The organism is Microbacterium sp. AG790 (assembly GCF_003634765.1).
Lineage (GTDB): Bacteria > Actinomycetota > Actinomycetes > Actinomycetales > Microbacteriaceae > Microbacterium.
On sequence record NZ_RBWZ01000010.1, the window covers coordinates 171967 to 192328 of the forward strand.

General features: G+C 69.9%; 20 protein-coding genes. 6 read left to right on the forward strand and 14 right to left on the reverse strand.

All coding sequences use genetic code 11. The features are described 5' to 3' along the window. Positions 1-53 precede the first annotated feature (53 nt). Positions 54-731 carry a hypothetical protein gene (locus tag DEU37_RS11920; RefSeq protein ID WP_121190874.1) on the reverse strand — a complete coding sequence of 226 codons (678 nt, stop codon included), beginning with the start codon at positions 729-731 and terminating at the stop codon, positions 54-56. Between the two features lie 75 nt (positions 732-806). Here DEU37_RS11920 and DEU37_RS11925 point away from each other — a divergent pair, with 75 nt between their 5' ends. Continuing rightward, positions 807-1427 (forward strand): TMEM175 family protein, encoded by a 621-nt coding sequence (locus tag DEU37_RS11925; protein ID WP_121190875.1) that lies wholly within the window; start codon positions 807-809, stop codon positions 1425-1427. A 3-nt stretch (positions 1428-1430) separates the two neighbouring features. Here the strand turns inward: DEU37_RS11925 and DEU37_RS11930 are convergent, their stop codons facing one another. The 5 genes from DEU37_RS11930 to DEU37_RS11950 all read right to left on the reverse strand — a co-directional run bounded on the left by DEU37_RS11930 (position 1431) and on the right by DEU37_RS11950 (position 6832). Then, entirely contained in the window at positions 1431-1766 is a 336-nt protein-coding gene (locus DEU37_RS11930) for a hypothetical protein (RefSeq protein WP_121190876.1), read from the reverse strand. Positions 1767-1959: 193 nt separating this feature from the next. Further along, positions 1960-3654, reverse strand: coding sequence for a glycoside hydrolase family 13 protein (locus tag DEU37_RS11935; RefSeq protein WP_121190877.1), 1695 nt, complete (start codon positions 3652-3654; stop codon positions 1960-1962). A gap of 60 nt (positions 3655-3714) precedes the next feature. Next, positions 3715-4623, reverse strand: a complete 909-nt coding sequence (locus DEU37_RS11940; RefSeq protein ID WP_121190878.1) for a carbohydrate ABC transporter permease — start codon at positions 4621-4623, stop codon at positions 3715-3717. Beyond that, complete coding sequence (locus tag DEU37_RS11945) at positions 4623-5531, reverse strand: carbohydrate ABC transporter permease (RefSeq protein ID WP_121190879.1); 909 nt, start codon at positions 5529-5531, stop codon at positions 4623-4625. The genes DEU37_RS11940 and DEU37_RS11945 overlap by 1 nt, the downstream gene beginning before the upstream one ends. Beyond that, positions 5528-6832 (reverse strand): ABC transporter substrate-binding protein, encoded by a 1305-nt coding sequence (locus tag DEU37_RS11950; protein WP_259457272.1) that lies wholly within the window; start codon positions 6830-6832, stop codon positions 5528-5530. Before DEU37_RS11950 ends, DEU37_RS11945 begins: the two co-directional genes overlap by 4 nt. Before the next feature lie 119 nt (positions 6833-6951). Here DEU37_RS11950 and DEU37_RS11955 point away from each other — a divergent pair, with 119 nt between their 5' ends. Then, entirely contained in the window at positions 6952-8172 is a 1221-nt protein-coding gene (locus DEU37_RS11955) for an ROK family protein (protein WP_121190881.1), read from the forward strand. A gap of 153 nt (positions 8173-8325) precedes the next feature. Here the strand turns inward: DEU37_RS11955 and DEU37_RS11960 are convergent, their stop codons facing one another. Then, positions 8326-8967, reverse strand: a complete 642-nt coding sequence (locus tag DEU37_RS11960; RefSeq protein ID WP_121190925.1) for a cation transporter — start codon at positions 8965-8967, stop codon at positions 8326-8328. Continuing rightward, positions 8964-9308, reverse strand: a complete 345-nt coding sequence (locus tag DEU37_RS11965) for a helix-turn-helix transcriptional regulator (protein WP_121190882.1) — start codon at positions 9306-9308, stop codon at positions 8964-8966. The genes DEU37_RS11960 and DEU37_RS11965 overlap by 4 nt, the downstream gene beginning before the upstream one ends. 172 nt (positions 9309-9480) lie before the next feature. Here DEU37_RS11965 and lgt point away from each other — a divergent pair, with 172 nt between their 5' ends. Beyond that, positions 9481-10395, forward strand: coding sequence for a prolipoprotein diacylglyceryl transferase (lgt, locus tag DEU37_RS11970; protein WP_121190883.1), 915 nt, complete (start codon positions 9481-9483; stop codon positions 10393-10395). Between the two features lie 337 nt (positions 10396-10732). Here the strand turns inward: lgt and DEU37_RS11980 are convergent, their stop codons facing one another. Both DEU37_RS11980 and DEU37_RS11985 read right to left on the reverse strand, forming a co-directional pair. Further along, on the reverse strand, positions 10733-11068 hold the full coding sequence (locus tag DEU37_RS11980; RefSeq protein WP_039415054.1) for a DUF6804 family protein: 336 nt from the start codon (positions 11066-11068) through the stop codon (positions 10733-10735). Next, the gene (locus DEU37_RS11985; RefSeq protein WP_121190884.1) at positions 11065-12126 is read right to left on the reverse strand and encodes a zinc-binding dehydrogenase; all 1062 of its coding nucleotides are present in this window, start codon (positions 12124-12126) and stop codon (positions 11065-11067) included. Before DEU37_RS11985 ends, DEU37_RS11980 begins: the two co-directional genes overlap by 4 nt. 184 nt (positions 12127-12310) lie before the next feature. Between DEU37_RS11985 and DEU37_RS11990 the strand changes: the two genes are divergently transcribed. Then, on the forward strand, positions 12311-13495 hold the full coding sequence (locus tag DEU37_RS11990) for an ice-binding family protein (protein WP_121190885.1): 1185 nt from the start codon (positions 12311-12313) through the stop codon (positions 13493-13495). 35 nt (positions 13496-13530) lie between these two features. Continuing rightward, complete coding sequence (locus DEU37_RS14900) at positions 13531-13698, forward strand: hypothetical protein (RefSeq protein ID WP_183043680.1); 168 nt, start codon at positions 13531-13533, stop codon at positions 13696-13698. A gap of 55 nt (positions 13699-13753) precedes the next feature. On the opposite strand, the gene DEU37_RS11995 is transcribed toward DEU37_RS14900, so the two are convergent. From DEU37_RS11995 to DEU37_RS12010, 4 genes are all read right to left on the reverse strand, one after another. Then, a complete protein-coding gene (locus tag DEU37_RS11995) occupies positions 13754-14905 on the reverse strand; it encodes a DUF998 domain-containing protein (RefSeq protein WP_121190886.1) in 1152 nt (383 codons plus the stop codon). 443 nt (positions 14906-15348) lie between these two features. Then, on the reverse strand, positions 15349-15924 hold the full coding sequence (locus DEU37_RS12000) for a dihydrofolate reductase family protein (protein ID WP_121190887.1): 576 nt from the start codon (positions 15922-15924) through the stop codon (positions 15349-15351). 77 nt (positions 15925-16001) lie between these two features. Continuing rightward, positions 16002-17273: an alpha-hydroxy acid oxidase gene (locus DEU37_RS12005; protein WP_121190888.1), complete on the reverse strand. Its 1272-nt coding sequence runs from the start codon at positions 17271-17273 to the stop codon at positions 16002-16004. A gap of 48 nt (positions 17274-17321) precedes the next feature. Then, complete coding sequence (locus DEU37_RS12010) at positions 17322-19100, reverse strand: L-lactate permease (protein WP_121190889.1); 1779 nt, start codon at positions 19098-19100, stop codon at positions 17322-17324. Positions 19101-19244: 144 nt separating this feature from the next. Between DEU37_RS12010 and DEU37_RS12015 the strand changes: the two genes are divergently transcribed. Then, on the forward strand, positions 19245-20000 hold the full coding sequence (locus DEU37_RS12015; protein ID WP_121190890.1) for a FadR/GntR family transcriptional regulator: 756 nt from the start codon (positions 19245-19247) through the stop codon (positions 19998-20000). Positions 20001-20362: the final 362 nt, after the last annotated feature.

Here is a 20362-nt window from a genome sequence, read left to right on the forward strand (position 1 = left end):
TGAGCGCGAGCCCGGCGAGCAGCGGAGCGGGCGAGGGTCGACGTCGAGGCGCGTCAGCCCGCGATGCCGAGGAGCTGCTTGGCTGCGGCGACGGCCGGGGCGCCGAAGATGCGCGGGTCTTCGTTGAGCGCGCCCGAGCTGATCGAAACCCCCACTCCCGGTACGTCGACGAGCGTGCCGTAGATGCGGAGGTCTCCCGTGGATTTCGTGCCGTAGGCGATGCCGCCCCGAGCCTCGACGGCCGCATCCGCGATGTACTCCGACCCGATGGCGGCGATGTCCTCCTTCTTGGGCACATCGCCGGCTCCGTTGTTGGTCGTCACCGTGAGCAGAACGGTGTTCACGTAGTCGCCGGTCGTCGACATCCAGTTGCACTGCACGGTGCCGTCTTCGTTGCTCTGGTCGCCGAGTTCGAGTCCGTCGATCGCCGAACCGAGCACAGAGCCCATGGCGCCGCAGTCGGGGTAGCGGGCGAGCACGTCGGCGAGCGCCATGGTGGGTGCAGACGAAGCGCTGCCGCCTCCGGCGTTCTCGCCGCCGTCGCTGCCCCCGGCACCGGGGTCGGTCGTCCCGTCCGACGGCGCGCCCGTACCGGCGCCGACGGCTCCGGACGCGGAGATCGACGGGGTCGCCGCTGAGCCGCTCCCGGCGGCGCATCCCGCGAAGGCGAGCGCTCCGGCGGCGACGAGGAGGGAGAATGCGGCACGGGAAACGAGGCGGGCGGCTGTCACCCCGGCATCCTAGCCATCCGCGTGAGTCGGCCCCGGAAGTTCTCCACAGCCCCTCTGCCCCGCTAGCCTGGCGCCATGTCCGAAGACCAGATCGACGATGGCGCGCGAAACGCGGTTCAGGGCGAGAAGGCGCTCGACCGACTCGTCGCGTTCAGCGACGCGGTCGTCGCGATCGCGATCACTCTCGTCGTGCTGCCGCTCGTGGATCGGGCGATGGATGCCGAGTCGGCGTCGGCCTTCTTCGCCGACAACGTGACCGGGATGATCTCCGCGGCGCTGAGCTTCGTGGTGATCGCGGCCTTCTGGCGTGCCAACCACGTGATGTTCGTGCATGCCCGCGGCTACAGCCGCCTGGTCAGCCGCCTGCAGACGCTCTGGCTCGCCACGATCGTGTTCCTGCCTGTGGCTACGGCGCTCGACCTCGCCGGGCCGGGTACAGACCGGGTCGGGCTGGGGGCGTACATCGGCACGATGCTGCTGGGCGGGGTGATCCTGCGCGTGCAGGCGATCGCGCTGCAGCGGGCAGGGCTGAGCGACCGTGCACCCGCACCGCCGCTGACGCACTGGATCGGCACGATCTTGATGGCCCTCGCGCTCGCGCTCGTGCTGCTGTTTCCGCAGTACGGCGCTCTCTGGCTACTCGTCCTGCTGTTGGAGATCCCCCTCGGCCCCCTGCTGAGCCGCCGGCCCCGCTGACGCTTAAGATCCCATCGCCGCCTGGAAGAGTCTGAGCGCTATCAACAGCCCCGCCACGATGCCCGCGCTGGCGGCGAGCGGAACCCAGGTGAGATCCTTCTCCGTCCGCCGCGCGAAGAGTGCCGCCGCTGCGGTGCAGACAAACATCATGACGGCGACGAGGTAGTAGACGACGCCCGCGAGGTCGGCGCCTGACCAGTCGCAGCGAGGCGCACATGCGCCCCCGGCGAAGATCGTGCTCCCGACCCAGATCGCAGTCGTGATCGCGAAAACGACGACCTGGATCACGGCGACGGCAAGAACGGATGCCGCCGCACTCCTGCCTGACCTTGTGCTCATCGGCTCAGTTTGTCGTTCTCGGTCGACGCCACGCTCCAGGTGAACACATCGATCGGGTCGCTCGCGCCGTCCCCGACCGAACGGCAAGGGATGCCGGGCGACACGCCGCGGCATCCCTCACCCACCCCCGCGTGTCGACGGCGATCCCTTGCAGTTCGGCCACGCGACCCCCGCCGCAACGCGAGCCGCCGGATCAGTCCCCCGTGATCCAGACGGTCGTCTCCCCCGGCACGGTGTCGCCGTCGAGCGGAGCGCTCGACAGCACGACGCGGCGTCCCGGACTCAGCGACAGCGCGAACGGCTGCGCACCGAAGACGGTCACCACCTCCCAGCCATTCGGGCGGCGGAAGCGCAGGACATCGTCCCGGCCGGTCTCGACCCACTCCAGTCGCTCCGGCGCCAGGAGCTCGTGCCGCAGGGCGAGTGCACGGCGATAGAGCGAAAGGGTGGATGCCGGGTCGCCCTCCTCCGCCTCGACCGACGAGTCCGCGAACCACGACGGCTGCGGCAGGTGCGCACCCCCCGAACCGAAACCGAACGAGGAGCCCTCGCGGGTCCACGGCAGCGGCACGCGGCATCCGTCACGTCCGTACTGCTCCTGATGCGTGCGGAAGAAGGTCGGGTCCTGCCGCTGGTCGGCGGGGATCTCCGCCACCTCGTGCAGGCCGAGCTCCTCTCCCTGATAGAGATACGCCGATCCCGGCAGCCCCAGCAGGAACAGCGACGCCGCCCGCGCGCGCCGCAGGCCACCCGCGCGGTCGATGACCGCTTCGTCGGCGCCGGCCTCGAGCCAGCCCCCGCCGTGGCGGTTCGGCACCGCACCATCGACCTCCTCAACCCGCGGCAGGGCGTACCGGGTCGGGTGGCGGAAGACGTCGTGGTTCGACAGCACCCAGGTGGTCGACGAGCCCGAGCGGGCCGCGAGAGCGATGTTGTCGGCCACGATCTGACGGAACTCGTCGGCGTCGAACGACGCGCGCAGAAGGTCGAAGTTGAACGACTGGCCCAGGCTCTCCGGGCTCGCGTACTTCGGCACGCGGTCGGACGCGACCCAGGCCTCGGCCACCGCCGTGCGCGGCGGGTCGTACGCGTCGAACACGCGGCGCCACTCGGCGTAGATCTCGTGCACGTCATCGCGGTCGAGCAGCGGGTGCGAGCCGTCGACGGGCAGCGCGGCGAGCTCGGCCGCAGACGGCAGGGGCTCGCTCAGGTCTTTCGTCAGCATGTGGGCCACGTCGATGCGGAACCCGTCGACGCCGCGATCCGACCAGAACCGCAGCGTCGTGAGGAAGTCCTCGCGCACCTCGGGGTTGTTCCAGTCGAGGTCGGGCTGCTCGATCGCGAAGCTGTGCAGGTACCACTGCCCGTCGTCGACCCGCTCCCACGTCGATCCGCCGAACGCGGCGGTCCAGTCCGTGGGCGGTTCGGATCCATCGGGTCCGGTGCCCTCACGGAAGATGTAGCGCTCCCTCGCCGCCGATCCGCGGCCCGCGGCGAGCGCCTCCTGGAACCACGCGTGCCGGTCGGACGTGTGGTTGGGCACGATGTCGACGACGACCCGGATGCCGCGGGCGTGCAGCGCCGCGACGAGCTCGTCGAAGTCGGCCAGCGTTCCGAGGCGCGGGTCGACATCGCGGTAGTCGGCCACGTCGTAACCGCCGTCGGCCAGCCCGGACGGGTAGAAGGGGCTCAGCCACACGGCATCCACCCCCAGCTCGGCGAGGTAGTCGACCCGCGACAGGATGCCGCGGAGGTCGCCGATGCCGTCGCCGTCGGCATCCGCGAAGCTGCGGGGATAGACCTGATAGACGACGGCCTGGCGCCACCAGTCCCGATCCTCCGCGCGGGAGAGTTCGAGGGCGTCGGAGGCGGAGAGCACGGCAGACATGCGGGACCTTTCGGAGTCGGGGTCAGGTTCGGGGGGTGAGGCCGGGCGGCGGCGCGGGCGTCAGCCCTTGACGGCGCCTTGGGTGACGCCCTCCATCACCCAGCGCTGGGTGAAGAGGTAGGCGAGGATCGCGGGCGCCATCGCCATGAGGTACGACGCGAACGACACGTTGTAGTTGTTGCTGAACTGCGTCTGGAAGAGGTTCTGACGCACCGGCAGGGTCTGCAGCGCGGGGTCGGAGATGATGAGCGACGGCATCATGAAGTCGTTCCAGGCGTAGAGGAACGCGAAGATCCCGACGGTCGCGCTCATCGGTGCGAGCAGCGGGAAGATCAGCCTCCAGAAGGTCTGCCACGTGGTCGCGCCGTCGATGCGCGCGCTCTCCTCCAGCTCGATCGGGATCGACCGCAGGAACGCCGTGAACAGCAGCACGCTGAAGCTCAGCTGGAACATCGTGGCGAGGATGATCACGCCGAACGGGTTGTCCAGTCCGACGCGGCCGGTCAGCTGGATCTGCGGCAGCGCGACGACCGGGAACGGGATGAACATCGCCGCCAGCAGGTAGAAGAACGAGTAGCGGAACAGCCGGCGGTCCCAGTTGCGCACGATCGCGTAGGACGCGAACGCGGCCAGCAGGATCGTCGCGACGACGGTGCCCGCCGTGACGAACAGGGAGATGCCGGCGCCGACGGGGAACTTCGTGAGGTTCCACGCCTCGACGAAGCCATCGACGCTGAACGGCGCAGGCAGCGAGAACGCGTTGCCGTCCACGGCATGACCGGTGGTCTTGAAGGCCATCGAGACCGTGACGTAGAGCGGCAGCAGCACGGTGACGGCGCACAGGATCAGGATGATCGTCGTCGACCAGCTGACGCGCTCACCGCGTGTCCGCGGGCTCTTGCGGGTGCGGTCGGCCGCCGTGGCGAAGGCCGCGGCATCCTCGACGACGAGGGCGGGTTGCGTGGACATCAGAAGGCGTTCCTTCCGCGAGTCAGCGAGAGCTGGAGCAGGGAGATGAGGATGGCGACGACGAAGAAGATGGTCGCGTTGGCCATCTGGTAGGCGTAGTCGCCGCCGTTGAAGCCCGCGATGATCGTCATCGCGACGCTGCGGGTGGCCGTTCCGGGGCCGCCGTTGGTGAGGCCGACGATGATGTCGTAGGCGTTCAGGAAGCCCTTGAAGCCGAGGATGATGTTGATCACGACGTACCCCGCGACCAGGGGCAGGGTGATGCGCACGAGCTGCTGACCCTTGGAGGCGCCGTCGAGCGCTGCGGCCTCGTACACGTCACCCGGCACGGCGAGCAGCCCCGCGATGTAGATGAGAAGCGTGCCGGGAATGGCCTGCCAGGCGGTGACGATCACGATCGCCACCCACGCGAGGTCGGGGTTGGCGAGCAGGCTCGTCGACAGCGCCGGGATGCCGAGCGACTCCCCCAGCGCCGGAAGCGAGTTCGAGAACAGGAAGTTGAAGACGTAGGCGATGATGATGCCCGAGATGACCATCGGGATCACGAAGACGGTCCGAAGGGCGGTCTTCATCCGGATGCGGGCGGTGAGGCCGACCGCGAGCAGGAACGCCACCACATTGACGACGAGCACGGTCGCGATGGAGAACCCGATGGTGAAGAGGTAGCTCTGCAGGATCGCCGGGTCGCTGAACATCGCGATGTAGTTGGTCAGTCCTGTGAAGTGCCACTCGCCGATGCCGATCGAATCGGTGAAGCTGAAGAAGATCCCCACGACGCCCGGCACCGTGATCGCCAGCGTGAACAGCACGAGACTCGGCAGCAGGAACAGGTAGTAGATCGGCTCGACACGGCGGTGGCTGCGGCGCGCCGTGCGGTCACCGGCGGTGACGATCGTGGACGTGGTCATTGCCCGGACTCCTCTGTCTCGGTCGTGGGGGCGGGGGCGCGGAAGGCGAGGCGCGCCCAGTCGGCATCCATCGTGCGGAGGGTGCCCTGGGGGCTCGCGCCGAGCACGACGGCCTGCACGTAGTTGAAGACCGGGATCGTCTTGGGCACCAGCACCGACGGCCCCTGGTAGACCTTGCCCGCCGTGTAGAAGGGGATCATGCCCGCGATGCGCGGGTCGTCGGGCGCCGGCGCATCCTTCGTGGGAGTGAAGCCGAGCTGCGACGTGTTGTAGGCCTCGATGGTCTGGGGACGGTAGAGGTACTCGAGGAAGTCGCGCGCGGCATCCTTGTGCCGTGAGCCTTCGGGGATCATCGCGGCGAGGTCCATGTTGACGCGCACGCGGCGGTCGGACGGGTCGTCGGTCATCGGCAGCGGGAACGTGCCGAGGTTCATGTCGGGCGAGGTCTTCGCGATCTCGCTGAACGCCCACGGACCCTGCAGGTACATCGCCGCCTCGCCCTTCGCGAAGGCGAGGTTGCCGTCTCCGTAACCCCGGCTCGCGGCATCCGGGTTGACGAACTGCGACGTGAGCTGCGTCATCCGCTCGAGGGGGGCGGCGAAGTCCTTCTGGAACGAGGTCGCCGAGTCGGGCCCGACGGCGTCTCCCTCCGCCGCGAGGCGGTTGAAGAAGTCGACGACGTCGACGGCGCCGCCGACCGAGTAGTCGTACCAGCCCTGGCCGACCGTCCAGTCGTCCTTGAAGGTCGCGTAGAACGGGGTGATGCCGGTCGCCTTCAGCTTCGCGCAGGCGGCGAGCAGCTCGTCCCAGGTGGTGGGCACGGAGACGCCGGCTTGCGCGAAGAGGTCTTTGTTGTAGATGACGGATGCCGCCATCACCGAGTACGGCAGCGCGCTGATGCGGCCAGGGCACGAGCCGTACTGATCCATCAGGGTGCGCAGGTCGTCGCGGGTCGTGGAGGCGGCCGTGGTGCCGGTGAGATCGCTGAGTGCACAGCGCTGGACGAACCGCGCGGTCTCGTAGTTGTAGTTGGCGAGCATGATGTCGGGCGGGTTGCCGCGGACGAAACTCGCCGAGACGACGTCGACGCCGGAGGTGTCCATCTCGACGCGCACGCGGTCCTGCGACGCGTTGTACGCGTCGACCACGCCGTTCATGAAATCGAGGGCCTCGCGCTTGCTGAAGGTGAAGCGGATCGTCTCGCGGCCGTCGCTGCTGCAGCCGGAGAGCAGGCTCCCCGCCAGCACGAGAGCGAATCCGGCGGCCACCGCCCGGAGCGCTCGTGAGGTTCTCACAGACACCTTCGTCCTTCCGTCCGACGGCATCGTGGCCGCCCTTCCAGATTCGACTTTCATTAGATTTAGTGGTCGAATCAACTGTTCGGCAATACTCTGACAGAACACCTGCGGAAAGGTCAAGAGTGAGTCAGACGGTCCTCGACACGGGCACCGGTCGCGCCAGCGTCGACGGAGTGCTCGACTTCGCGTGGGATGCCGGCACCTTCACCGCCACCGAGGCGATGCGCGCAGCATCGCTCACTCGTTCCACCGCGATCGAGGCCATCGACACGCTCATCGCCGCCGGCGTGCTGCAGGAGCTCCCCAACGCACGAGACGCCGGCGAGTACCGCGCGGGCCGGCCCGCGCGGCGCTTCCGCTTGCGCGACGACGCCGGCGTCGTCGCGGCGCTCGACGCCGGCGATACGCACTTGACCGCGGCCGTGTCCGACCTTTCCGGCGAGGTGCTGCTGCGGCGCCAGATCGCGCTCTCGCCCGCCCAGAGCGTCGACGAGCGTCGCGACACGATCGTCGCGCACCTGCGTGCGACGCTCGCCGAGGCCGGCGTGGCCCGCGACGACGTGCTCTCCCTGTGTGTGGGAGTGGCCGCCCCCGTCACGCTGCAGGGGCAGTCACCGCCGCACCCGGAGGGATTCTGGGAGCGCACGAACCCGGGTCTGATCGATGCGCTGGGCGACGAGGCCGACGTCGTCGAAGTGAAGAACGACGCGCAGCTGGCGGCGGCAGCCGAAGGCACCGGGGGCGAGGCCGTGGGATGCCGCGACTACGTCGCGCTGCTGGCCGGCGAGCGTCTCGGAGCCGGCGTCGTGGTCGACGGCCACCTGCTGCACGGCTCTCACGGCGGTGTCGGCGAGATGTTCGCCTTCGACTTCATCCGCGATGTGGATTCCGCGTTCGGTCTCGGACCTACTCTCGAACGCCTCGCGCGCGAAGCCATCGCCAAGGCGGAGACCGAAACGACCGAGCGCAGCGGACTCGCCGCCATGGACCCCGCACAGGTGCACGGCCGCGACGTGCTGGAGCTCGCCGCCGGCGGCGATCCTCTGGCGATCGAGATCACCGATGCGATCGGCCGCGTGCTCGCGCGCATCGTGGGCGTGCTCGGCAACATGTTCGACCCCGAGCGTGTCATCGTCTGCGGAGCCATCGCCGACGGCATCCAGCCGGTGCTCGACGCCGCCCAGCGCACGCTCGCCGCCCAGATCCACCTGCCCGCGCCGACGCTGCTGCGCTCGCGTCTCGGCGGCGATGTGGTGATCCGGGGAGCGCTCGCCCGAGCCCGCGACAGCGCACGCTCGACCGCCCTGCCCCGCCGCGTCGCCCGCGCCACTCGCGCCGACTGACCGCACCGGTCCGTCCGCGGACCAGCCGCTCCCGACCCGACCCGACCCGACCCGAACGGCAAGGGATGCCGGGCGACACGCCGCGGCATCCGGCGCCGACCCCGCGTCTCGAGGTCGGAGCCTTGCCGTTCGGTCACACCGTGTGGGGGTCGATCAGCCCTCGAGGACCATGCCCACCGACGTGGCACAGGCGTCGCCACGCCAGGCTTCGACGCCCTCGCGCACAGCGAAGACAGAGATCACAAGACCCGCAACGGCATCCGCCCACCACAAGCCCCAGAGTCCGTTCAGCACGAGGCCGATCAGGACGGCGGCGGAGAGATAGGTGCAGATCAGCGTCTGCCTCGAGTCCGCGACCGCCGCAGCGGAACCGAGCTCCCGACCCGCGTGCCGCTCGGCCCACGACAGCACGGGCATGAGCACCACACTCAACGCCGTGATCGCAATGCCGACCGGCGCATGGGCCGGAGCCTCGCCGCTCGACAGCGCGATCACGGAACTCGCTGTGACGTAGGCGGCGAGCGCGAAGAAGGCGATCGCGATGACACGCAGCGTGGAACGCTCCCAACGCTCGGGATCGCGACGCGTGAACTGCCAGGCGACGGCGGCGGCCGACAGCACCTCGACGACGGAGTCGAGCCCGAAGCCGATGAGCGCAGCCGACGACGCCGCAGATCCCGCGGCGATCGCGACGACCGCCTCGATCCCGTTGTAGACGATCGTGGCGCCGACGATCAGTCGGATCCGTCGACGCAGTTGCGCTCGGCGAGCAGGCAGAAGTGCGGAACCGGTCATGCGCACGTGCACCTCTCACCGGCGCAGCAGCCGGGCTCGATGTAGAGCACGACCCGCAGAAGGTGGTCGAGGGCGGGGGTAAGGTGCGCATCGGCGAGGCGGTACCAGGTACGACGCCCTTCGGGAACAGCCGCGACCAGCCCGCAACCGCGCAGGCAGGCGAGCTGGTTCGACATCACTTGGCGCGAGACGCCCAGCGCGTCCGCAAGATCGGACGGATAGCCCGGCGCCTCGCGCAGCGCGAGCAGGATGCCGACGCGCGTCGGATCGGACAGCGCGTGCCCGAGTCGCGTCATCGCGGCGGCGTGGGTCGCGGTAGCGGTCAGCGTGACGGAAGACATGCGTCCGATAGTACAGATTCTGCTGAACTGTTCGTACACGCCGACCCGAACGGCAAGGGATGCCGGGCGACACGCCGCGGCATCCGGCGCTGACCCCGCGTGTCGATGTCGAAGCCTTGCAGTTCGGTCACCGCGGGGCTCCCCCGGGCAGCTCATACCCGGCGGGCGCATAATGTCGGGCGTGCACCTGAGTATCCCGAGCCCCGACCTCAGCTGGTCCAGCTTTCACATCGGCCCGCTGACGATCCACGTCTACGCGCTGTGCATCATCGCGGGAATCATGGCCGCCGTCATCATCACCGAACGACGGCTGCGGGCGCGCGGAGTGCCGGCGGGAACCGTGATCGATGTCGCGCTGTGGACGGTGCCGCTGGGCATCGTCGCGGCGCGGATCTACCACGTGCTCACGCACATGGGCGACTACTTCGCGCCCGGCGACAACCCGTGGGCGGTCGTCGCAATCTGGGACGGCGGCAACGCGATCTACGGCTCGATGATCGGCGGCGCGATCGGCATCTACATCGCCACGCGGCGCGCCGACATCCGCTTCTTCGCCTTCGCCGACGCGCTCGCGCCGGCCCTGCTGGTCGCGCAGGCCATCGGACGACTCGGCAACTACTTCAATCAGGAACTGTTCGGGCTGCCGACGACCCTCCCGTGGGGCCTGGAGATCTCCCCCGACGCGCCGATGTTCCCCGCCGGCGTCGCGCCGGGCACGCTGTTCCATCCGCTGTTCCTCTACGAGATGATCTGGAACCTCGTCGGTGCCGCGCTGATCATCGTCCTCGAGCGCAGAGTGCGTCTCGGCTGTGGCCGCAGCATCGCGTCGTACTTCATCTGGTACGGGCTGGGCCGCAGCTGGCTGGAGGCGATCCGCATCGATCCCACGAGCGATGCGCCCCTCGGCATCCCGGCGAACATCTGGGCCTCGTTCGCCGTCGTGCTGCTGGGCGTCGCGATCTTCGTCGTGCAGACGGTGCGCCATCGTGGCGAGCCCGATACGTCGCCGTTCACCGCCGCGGAGCAGCAACGACAGGATGCCGAGAAGCTCGCCGTCGCCCGCGAGGACGCACCGCAGCCGTCGTGACGAGCGCCGCCCCGCAGCGGGGGTGACGTGGACGCGTCCGGCGGGAGCTCAGCTCGGTGCGTCCGCGCCGAACGCTGCTGCGCCCGGACCGTGGAGGTGCCCCGTCGCGGGATCGACCCAGTTGCCGGAGCCGGTCATGCGGTGCCAACGCTTGTGGAACGCGAGGTCGGTGTCAAGAGACCCGTCAATCTATCCGTGTACAACTCCGGAGTTTTGGCGACGGCGAGCCCCGAAGGGGCGCTGAACCGGCAGACAGCCCGAGATTTCCGGAGTTATGAACGCACGGCCGGAGTAACTCCACCCGAGAGGGCCGGCGCCAGCACCGATGCCGCCGTCATCACGCCCGCGGGGTCTTGATCATCGCCCCCGCGACGAGGAACACGATGGCAGCAGCGGGCTGCACCAGCGACCAGACCAGGCCGTCGAACCCGAAGGGGAAAACCGGGTTCCAGATCACCGCGATCACGGCGAACACGACCGCCCACACCCACTGACGCGCCTGCGCGGCGAACCAGCCCACGATCAGCGCCAAGATCGCGACGACGTAGAGCACGACGATCCCCCACCCCGCCGTCAGCAGCACGGGCGCGAGGAAGAGCACGGCGGCCGCCAGCAGGGCCGGGGCGAGGGCGTTGCGCTGGAAGGTCGGCTCGCTCCGCTTCGTTCCGCTCATGCCGGCACTCCCGTCGTCGCGGGCAGGGCCGGATCGATCATGGTCATACCAGCGAGTGTGGCACGGTCGAACGTGGGCAGAAGTGCGGCCGCGTCGGCGAGCGAGATCGTGCGCTCGATGAGCTCCTGTGGGCGCAGACGTCCCTCCGCGATGAGCGCAAGCATGGCGGGATAGTCGACCGCGGCCATGCCGTGACTGCCGAGCACATCGAGTTCCCACGCGATGACGCGTGCCATCGGCATCCCCGACAAACCGCTCGCAGACGGCAGCAGCCCCACCTGCACATGGCGTCCGCGGCGACGCAGACTCAGCACGGCGTCCGCCGAAGTCTGCTCAGCTCCCACCGCGTCGATCGACACGTGTGCGCCTCCCCCGGTGATCCGGCGCACGGCGTCGGGCACCTCCGCCCCGTCGGCGACGACGACGGCATCGGCGCCGAGCGCGGATGCCGCGTCCAGCGCGGCCCGGTTGCGGTCGACGGCCACCACGTGCGCACCGAGCGCGCGGGCGATCATGACGACGCTGAGTCCCACACCGCCCGCGCCGACGACCACGACCCACTCACCCGGCTGCACGCGCGCACGTCCGGTGAGTGCGCGGAATGCGGTGGCGAAGCGACACCCGAGGGCGGCCGCGGCGGCGAAGGAGACGTCGTCGGGAATGCGCACGAGGTTGGTGTCGGCGGCGTGCAGCGCGACGCGCTCGGCGAACGAGCCCCAGTGCGTGAAACCGGGCTGCTGCTGGTCGGGGCACACCTGCGCGTCGCCCGCGCGGCACCACTCGCAGGTGCCGCACCCGCAGACGAACGGCACGGTCACCCGGTCGCCGACGGCGAACCGCTCGACGCCCGCACCGGTCTCGACGATCACACCGGCCAGCTCATGGCCCGGAACGTGCGGCACCGCGATGTCGTCGTGGCCCACCCACGCGTGCCAATCGCTGCGGCACAGGCCGGTCGCCCGCACCTCCACGACCACGCCGCCGACGGGCGCGACCGGGTCGTCGACCTCGCGCACCTCCAACGGTTCGCCCACGGCATCCATCACCACTGCACGCATCCGGACCCTTTCTTCCCCTTCACGCTAGCCGCAGACGCGGCCCTTCCATTCCTGACCGTTTGGCACCAATCATTCCTTTTTCCCCAGATCCGTGCGGGAAAGGCGCATACTGGGCAGACAGGAGATCATTCTCACGTCGTCGACGGCTACCCTGTCCTCCCCCCGTTCAGACAGGTGCCCCCCCATGGCCGCGTCCCGCTCGTTCCCTCCTTTTCTCACGGTCCTCACCGGCCTCGCTCTCGCCGCCTCGCTGACGATGATCGCCAGCTCGTCCGCGTCGGCGGCAACGGTGATCGACGGCCCCGTGGACCTCGGCACCGCCGCGACCTACGGTGTCCTCGGCGCCAGTGCCGTGACGAACACCGGACCCACCGTGGTCAGCGGTGATCTCGGAGTCTCCCCTGGCACCTCGATCACGGGCTTCGGTGCCGCGCCGGACGGCGTCGTCAACGGCACGGTCCATCAGACCGACGCTGCGGCCGGGCAGGCGCAGAGCGACACCACGACCGCCTACGACGTCGCCGCGTCACTGAGCCCCACCCAGACAGGCCTCACGGAGCTCAACGGGCTGTCGCTCACGCCGGGCGTCTACTCCGGCGGCGCCCTCGGCCTGTCCGATACGGGCGAGTTGACTCTGGCCGGCAGCGCGAACTCCGTGTGGGTCTTTCAGGCCGCCTCGACATTGACGATCGGCTCGGGCACGCGGATCATCATCACCGGTGGCGCCAGCTCGTGCAACGTGTTCTGGCAGGTCGGCAGTTCGGCGACCATCGGCACCGGTGCGCAGTTCCAGGGCACGGTCATGGCCGATCAGTCCATCACCGCGACGACGGGAGCCACCGTCGTCGGACGACTCCTCGCACGTAACGGCGCCGTGACGCTCGACACGAACACGATCACCGCGCCGAGCGGCTGCCCGACTCCGGGAACGCCGTCCGAGACCACCGCTCCGGTGATCACCTCGGCCGCGCCGACCGGCGCCACCGCCGGGACGCCCTACTCCTCCACCGTCACCGCCACCGGCAGCCCCACCCCGACATTCACGGCGACGGGCCTGCCGGCCGGGCTGAGCCTGGACAGCGCGACGGGAGTCATCTCGGGCACCCCCACGACACCGGGCACATCGACGGTGACGATCACGGCATCCAACGGCACGCCTCCGGACGACACGATCGTCGTCCAGCTCACCGTCGCCCCGCCGGTGACCACGCCTCCGACGAGTGGTGACGTCGTCGGCGACCAGCCCTCCGCGGAGCTGGCGGCGACGGGCGGCGACTCCACCGCGCCGCTCGCAGCGGCAGGTCTCCTGCTCGTGGGCGGCGTCGCCCTGACCATGATCGCTCGTCGACGTCGGTCACGACGTATCTGAGCTTCCCCCAGCCCACTGCACATCGAAGGAACCCCATGAAAACCGTCATCGTCCTCCTCGCCGTCTGGCTCATCCTCAGCATCGTCGGCTTCGCCATCGAGGGGCTGTTCTGGCTCGGGATCATCGGCATCGTGCTCTTCCTCGCCACCGCGGCCTTCGGCATCGTCCGCCGCTCCGCCGGCAAGGCCAAACGACGCGCCTGAGCACCAGCGGCATCCGTCCGCCCGGTGCCACCGGTAGGCCCGGGGGGGCGCCGGGTCAGACCGTCGCGACGGTTCCGTCCGGCTGCGCGACCGGAGCGGCCGCGAGAGCAGCGGCCGGTGCGGCGGCATCCGCGTACGCCCTCGCCTGGCGCACGAACAGCATGAGCCATGCGAACAGCAGGCCCGCGATGATGAACTCCGACCCGGTGAGGTTGTAGTAGTCGATCGGCACCCACAGAGCGACCGCGACCACGATGCCCGCGACGACGAGCACCGAGAAGACCGCGATGTCGCGGCCGATTCCGGGGACGAGCGTCAGCAGGCATCCGACGAGCACGCCGAAGACGACGACCATTCCGGATGCCGCGCCCACGTGCACCGGAAAGGCGACGGCGTCCGGCACGAAGCCGGCGACCATCAAGCACAGACCGATCACGGCCAGCAGCCAGGCGAACAGGCGGGCACGGCGCTGTGCGGTGTCGACGTGCGCACGCAAACCCACCTCGAGGTCGTGAGCGACGAAGTTGGCGAGCGCGGTGATGACGGCGCCGGTCGTGATGAGCGAGAGGTTGAACTGGTAGCCGGCGTACCCCGACTCGTTGCCCAGTTCGGAGAAGTGGAACCGCCACCAATCGCCCTGTGAGGCGCTCACCATGCTCGCGAGCGTGCCGATGAACAGCACGAGGGTGGCGAGCGAGGCGACCCCGGTCGAGGTGACCCGCGCGCCCGAGGCCGACGCCACGTACGTCATCGTGCCGACGGCGGCGGCGACCAGCGCCGCGGCACCGAACGGGTCGATCGTGAGGCCGCGGAAGCCCAGCTGAAAGAGCTCGGCGACGGCGACGACGACGAGGGCCGCCAGCATCATCATCGCCGCCGACAGGGCGATCAGGTCGGTCACACGTTTGGCGCGCGGCAGGCTGTTGCGCCAGGCGAGATATCCACGGCGCCGTTCGAGCGCGAACGAGACGGCGAACGCCGGACCGGCGGCGATCGCCGCGAGCAGCGCCGCAAGGCTGCCGACCGACTCGCCGCCGCCGAGCGGCATCCGCGCCCCGCCCATGACGAGCACGGTGGTGGCGGCGGCGACGAGCGCGGATCCCAGCGCCCACCTCGTCGCCCGGGCCTCGACCGTCGGTGAGAAGCGCGGAGTCTCGGATGCCGCGTGATGCGTCCAACGCGCGGGGGACGGCCGCCATCTGCTCACGCGTCGAGCTTACTTTCGACCTGCTCGTACGCCGTCCGCCGCCGGGCCAGGACTTCGCTCGCCTGCTGCATCCCACCCATAACCCGAACTGCAAGGCCACCGCGGGGACACGCCGCCCGGGCGCGCGTCGCACCGGCGTGTCGCCCGGCATCCCTTGCACTTCGGATGCCGGGGGTGTGGCGCGGCGGCCGGGCGCGTACGCCCTCGGCCCGCCGCGCGCCGATCCGGGCCACCCCACACCGCCCCGCGGGCACCCCAGGCCATGGCTACCTCCCCCAGCGCACCCCGGCCCGAACTGCAAGGCCACCGCGGGGACACGCCGCCCGGGCGCGCGGCGCACCGGCGCGCCGCCCGGCATCCCTTGCGCTTCGGATGCCGCCGCCGCATGCCGCCGCTCCCGCCGGCGGTCGGCACGCCTGCAGGCCCCCGCCCACCGCACGCGCTCAGCGCGCGGGCCGCACCACGCGGTAGCGCAACGCCTGGATGCCGCGGGCCCACCGGTGGCTCGAGACGAGTTCGAGGCTCGTCGGGCCGACGCCCCGCGGATAGAACGGGGTGCCCCCGCCGAGCAGGATCGGGTACACGACGCTCCGATACTCGTCCACGAGTCCGGCTGCGGCCACCGCGGCCGCCAGTGTCGCACCCCCGATCGCGACCTCCCCGACCTCGTCGTCGTCGCGCAGGCGCGCGATCTCCTCCACGAGATCGCCCTGCAGCAACGTCGTGTTCTGCCCGGGCGCGGCATCCAAGGTCGACGAGACGACGATCTTGGGCAGCGCTTTCCACACCTCGGCGAACTCGCGCTCGAGGGGGTCGAACGTGGGCTCGACCTCGGGATCTTCCCAGTACCGCATCGTCTCGTAGAGGCGCCGACCCAGAACGTGCGCATCGAGGCCGCGGACCTCCTCGAGTGCGGCGCGGAAGATGTCTTCGTCGGGCGCACCCCAGTCGAACCGCCCCTCGGCATCCGTGATGTAGCCGTCGAGGGAGTGCGACATCGAGAGGATGATCCGGCCCACGTTCCGCTCCTTCGCGTCGGTGCTGCGCCCTCGACGCTACCCCCGCCCGCGGCGGGGCGACACGGGGTCGCTCCGCGTCAACGGGATGCCGAGGTCAGCACGCCCCCGTTCGAGGCGCGCGGCACGAGGCGCTCGAGCTGCGTCACGTGCCGCGGCTCGAGCTCGGCGAGGGTCGACACTCCCAGGAGCTTCATGGTGCGCTCGATCTCGGTGCGGAGGATCTCGATCGTGCGGTCGACACCCTGACGTCCGCCCGCCATCAGGCCGTAGAGGTAGGCACGGCCGATGAGTGTGAACTTCGCGCCGAGCGCGACCGCGGCGACGATGTCGGCGCCGTTCATGATGCCGGTGTCGATCATGACCGTGGCATCTTTGCCGACTTCGCGCACGACCTCCGGCAGCAGGTGGAACGGGATCGGGGCGCGGTCGAGCTGACGCCCGCCGTGGTTGGAGAGGATGATGCCGTCGACGCCGCGATCGATGAGGCGCTTGGAGTCCTCGACGTTCTGCACGCCCTTCACGACGATCTTGCCGGGCCAGAGGCTGCGGATGACGTCGAGGTCGTCGTAGCTGATGGTCGGGTCCATCGCGGAGTTCAGCAGCTCGCCCACCGTGCCGCCGGTCGTCGACAGCGACGCGAACTCGAGCTTGGGGGTGGTGAGGAAGTCGATCCACCACCACGGCCGGGGGATCGCGTTGATGATGGTGCCGACGGTCAGCTGCGGCGGGATCGAGAAGCCGTTGCGTTTGTCGCGCAGGCGTGCGCCCGCGACGGGGGTGTCGACGGTGAACTGCAGCGTGTCGAAGCCCGCGGCCGCCGCCCGGCGGACGAGACCGTACGAGATCTCGCGGTCGCGCATGACGTACAGCTGGAACCAGTTGCGCCCGTGCGGGTTCGCGGCCTTGACGTCCTCGATCGAGGTGGTGCCGAGGGTCGAGAGGGTGAACGGGATGCCGGCGGCACCGGCGGCTCCCGCCCCCGCCGTCTCGCCCTCGGTCTGCATCAGCCGGGTGAAGCCGGTGGGCGCGATGCCGAAGGGCAGCGCCGAGGGGCCACCGAGGATCTCCGTCGACATGTCGACCTCGGCGGCGGGGCGCAGGATGTCGGGGTGGAACTCGACGTCCTGGAACGCCTGGCGGGCGCGCGCCAGCGACAGCTCGCCCTCGGCGGCGCCGTCGGTGTAGTCGAAGGCGGCCTTCGGCGTACGACGCTTGGCGATCGTGCGCAGGTCGGCGATGGTGAGGGCGCCCTCGAGACGGCGCTTGCGGCCGTCGAGTTCGGGCTTCTTGAACTGCATGAGCTCCAGGAGCTCGGCGGGCTTGGGCAGCTGACGCTTCACGGGTGACATGGCGGGCCTTTCAGGTGGGGACGACGGTGTGTGGTGACGCGGGCCGGATCAGGGCAGCATCCACGAGAGGACGGAGGACTGCAGACCGACGAGCAGACACATGGCGGCGAGCATGCCGACGCTCCACCAGATGACGCGGCGGAGGATCGCCGACTCTTGGCCGACCAGGCCCACGGCGGTGGCGGCGATGGCGAGGTTCTGCGGGCTGATCATCTTGCCGATGACACCGCCGGAGGTGTTGGCCGCGACGAGCAGCGCCGGGTCGAGGCCGGCCTTGAGCGCGGCGCTCTGCTGCAGCGTGGCGAACAGCGCGTTGGCGCTCGTGTCCGAACCGGTGACCGCCGTGCCGAACCAGCCGAGGATCGGCGAGAGGAAGGCGAACAGGGCTCCAGTGCCGGCGATGAACGCGCCGATCGTCAGCGTCTGTCCGGAGATGTTCATGAGGTAGGCAAGGGCCAGCACCGATCCGACCGTGAGCAGCGAGAAGCGCAGCTTGACGAGCGTCTGGACCCAGGTGCGGGCGGCCTCGCGCAGCGGCAGGCGGTAGACGAGCGCCACGACGACGCCGCAGATCACCAGCAGGCTGCCTGCCGACGACAGCCACGGAAGGGTGTAGACGGTGGCGCCGGATGCGGCACCGCTCGAGGTGAGGATGTGGCCGTTCAGGCCCGGCCAGGGGATCTTCACGTCGGTCGCGCCGAGGGCCGCCTTGAGGTCGGGGACGAGCTTGGCGAGCGAGAAGACGACGATGACGAGCAGGTACGGGAAGGTCGCGAGGAAGACCGTCCGCGCGTCGAGCGGGACGTCCGATACCGGGACGGCGCCGGTGGTCGCAACGGGGCCGGTGGCGGTGCGCGTCGACGCGGATGCCGAGGACGAGCCCGTGGCCGACCCGGCACGGGCCGCGCGCGACCCGGCCCGACGGGTGCGGATGCTGCCGGTGGCCGCCTTCTCGCTGGCGAGCAGGTCGACGGCGGCGTTGGTGAGCAGACGCTCACGGGCGGCCTCGGTGCCGCGCGGCTGCCAGAAGCGCAGGAGGATGACGGCTGCGAGGATGCCGGCGAGCGAGGCGACGATGTCGGTGAGCTCCACCGAGATCCACGTCGCGCTGACCCACTGGGCGATCGCGAACACGACACCGAACACGACCGTCGCGGGCCAGGTCTCGCGGATGCCGCGCCACCCGTCGGCGAGCAGCACGATGATGAGCGGGACGAAGACCGCGATCAGGGGTGTCTGGTGGCCGACGATGGCGCCGATGTGCCGGTAGTCGATGCCCGTGAGGGCCCCGGCGGTGACGATGGGCGTGCCGACCGCGCCGAACGCGACGGGCGCGGTGTTGGCCAGCAGCACGATGACGGCCGCACGCATCGGCGAGAAGCCGGCGGCCATGAGCATGACGCCCGTGATGGCGACCGGTGCGCCGAAGCCGGCGAGCGCTTCGAGCAGTCCGCCGAAGCCGAACGCGATGATGACGGCTTGGATGCGCGGATCGTCGGAGAGGGCGTTGATCACGCGCCGGAGGTCCTCGAAGCGGCCGCTGCGCACCGTCAGCTCATAGAGCCAGATCGCATTGAGCACGATCCACATGATCGGGAACAGCCCGAAGACGAAACCCTGCGTGGATGCGAGGAGTGCGAGGTCGATCGGCATCCGGAAACCGAGCACCGCGACCAGGACGGCGACCGCGAGTCCGGTCAGTCCCGCCCAGTGCGCCTTCCAGCGCAGCACGCCGAGCGCGAGGAACACCGTGAGGAACGGGAGGCTGGCCACGAGAGCGGAGAGCGCGAGGCTCCCGCCGACCGGGGCGAGTTCGGGTGTGTACATCTCTGTCTCTTTTCGTACGCCGTTGTGCGAAGGGCCGAGTGACCGGGGTGCGGATGCGGACCTTTTAGAGGTCTGACCGCTAGCGCAATCTATGTGACTGACCGCTAGGCTGTCAAGAGATTCGAGAGAGGTGGCGCGGATCCGATGGCGGAGAACGCACCCGATTCCCTGTGGCAGCCGGTCAAGAAGGCGCGCGCCCACGAGCTCGTGATCGAGGCGATCGAGGACCGGATCCTGTCCGGTGCCCTGCAGGTCGGTGACGCGCTGCCCCCCGAGCGGGAGCTCTCGACGAGCCTGGAGGTCAGCCGGGCGGGTGTGCGCGAAGCGGTCCGTGTGCTCGAGGCACAGGGCGTACTGCGCTCCCAGCCCGGAGCGGGCGCCACCGCCGGCACATTCGTGGCGGCCCTGCCGCGCGATGCGCTCACCCGCTTCCTCCGCCTGCACGTCGCGCTGTCGAACTTCACGATCCAGGACGTGACCGATGCGCGCGTCGTGCTCGAGCGCGCCAGCGCGGCATCGGCGTCCCGCCGGCTCGACGACACGGCGCGGTCGCGGATGATCGACGCGCTGGATCGCATGGATCAGCCACACTCCTCCCGCGACTCGTTCAACGAGGCCGACACGCAGTTCCACCTTGCGATCGCGGAGGCCTCGGGCAGCGCCCTCTCGGCCGCGCTGACCGCGGCGATCCGCAGCGCCATGAAGGTGCCGATCCTGCGCGCCGCCGAACGCACCGAGGAGTGGCCCGACGAGGCGCAGCGCCTGCGGCGCGAGCACCGCGCGATCTATGAAGCCATCGACGAGGGAGATCCGGCCCGCGCCGCAGACCTCACCGAAGCGCACATACGACGCGCGGCATCCGTACTGTTCGGCCTCGAGTCGCCAGACAGTCGCGCATAAGGGGCAGCCGCCTGCGCCTGCCACCCCGTCTCGGCGGCCGGGGCGCTCGCTGCGCAGGCGAGCATGATGGCGCCCAGAATCGTCATCGCCGGGTCGAGTGAGGTCATCGCGCGCGCGGTACACATGCCCCATCCCGCCCGCTCCGATGCGCTCGAGGAGGCGGTAGCGGGCGGAGGCCAAGATCGCCCCGATCACGAACAGAGCAATACCGCTTCCGATGCCCATATGCGTCCTTCCGAGAATCGCACCCACGAAGGTGTTAGCTTTGCCAAGGCGGTGGGACGGTCACCTCAGCGGTCGCTCAAAGACTGGTGAGGCGATTCGGCGAAGCAGCAGGGCTTGTTCCGCGATCCAGGGAGGAG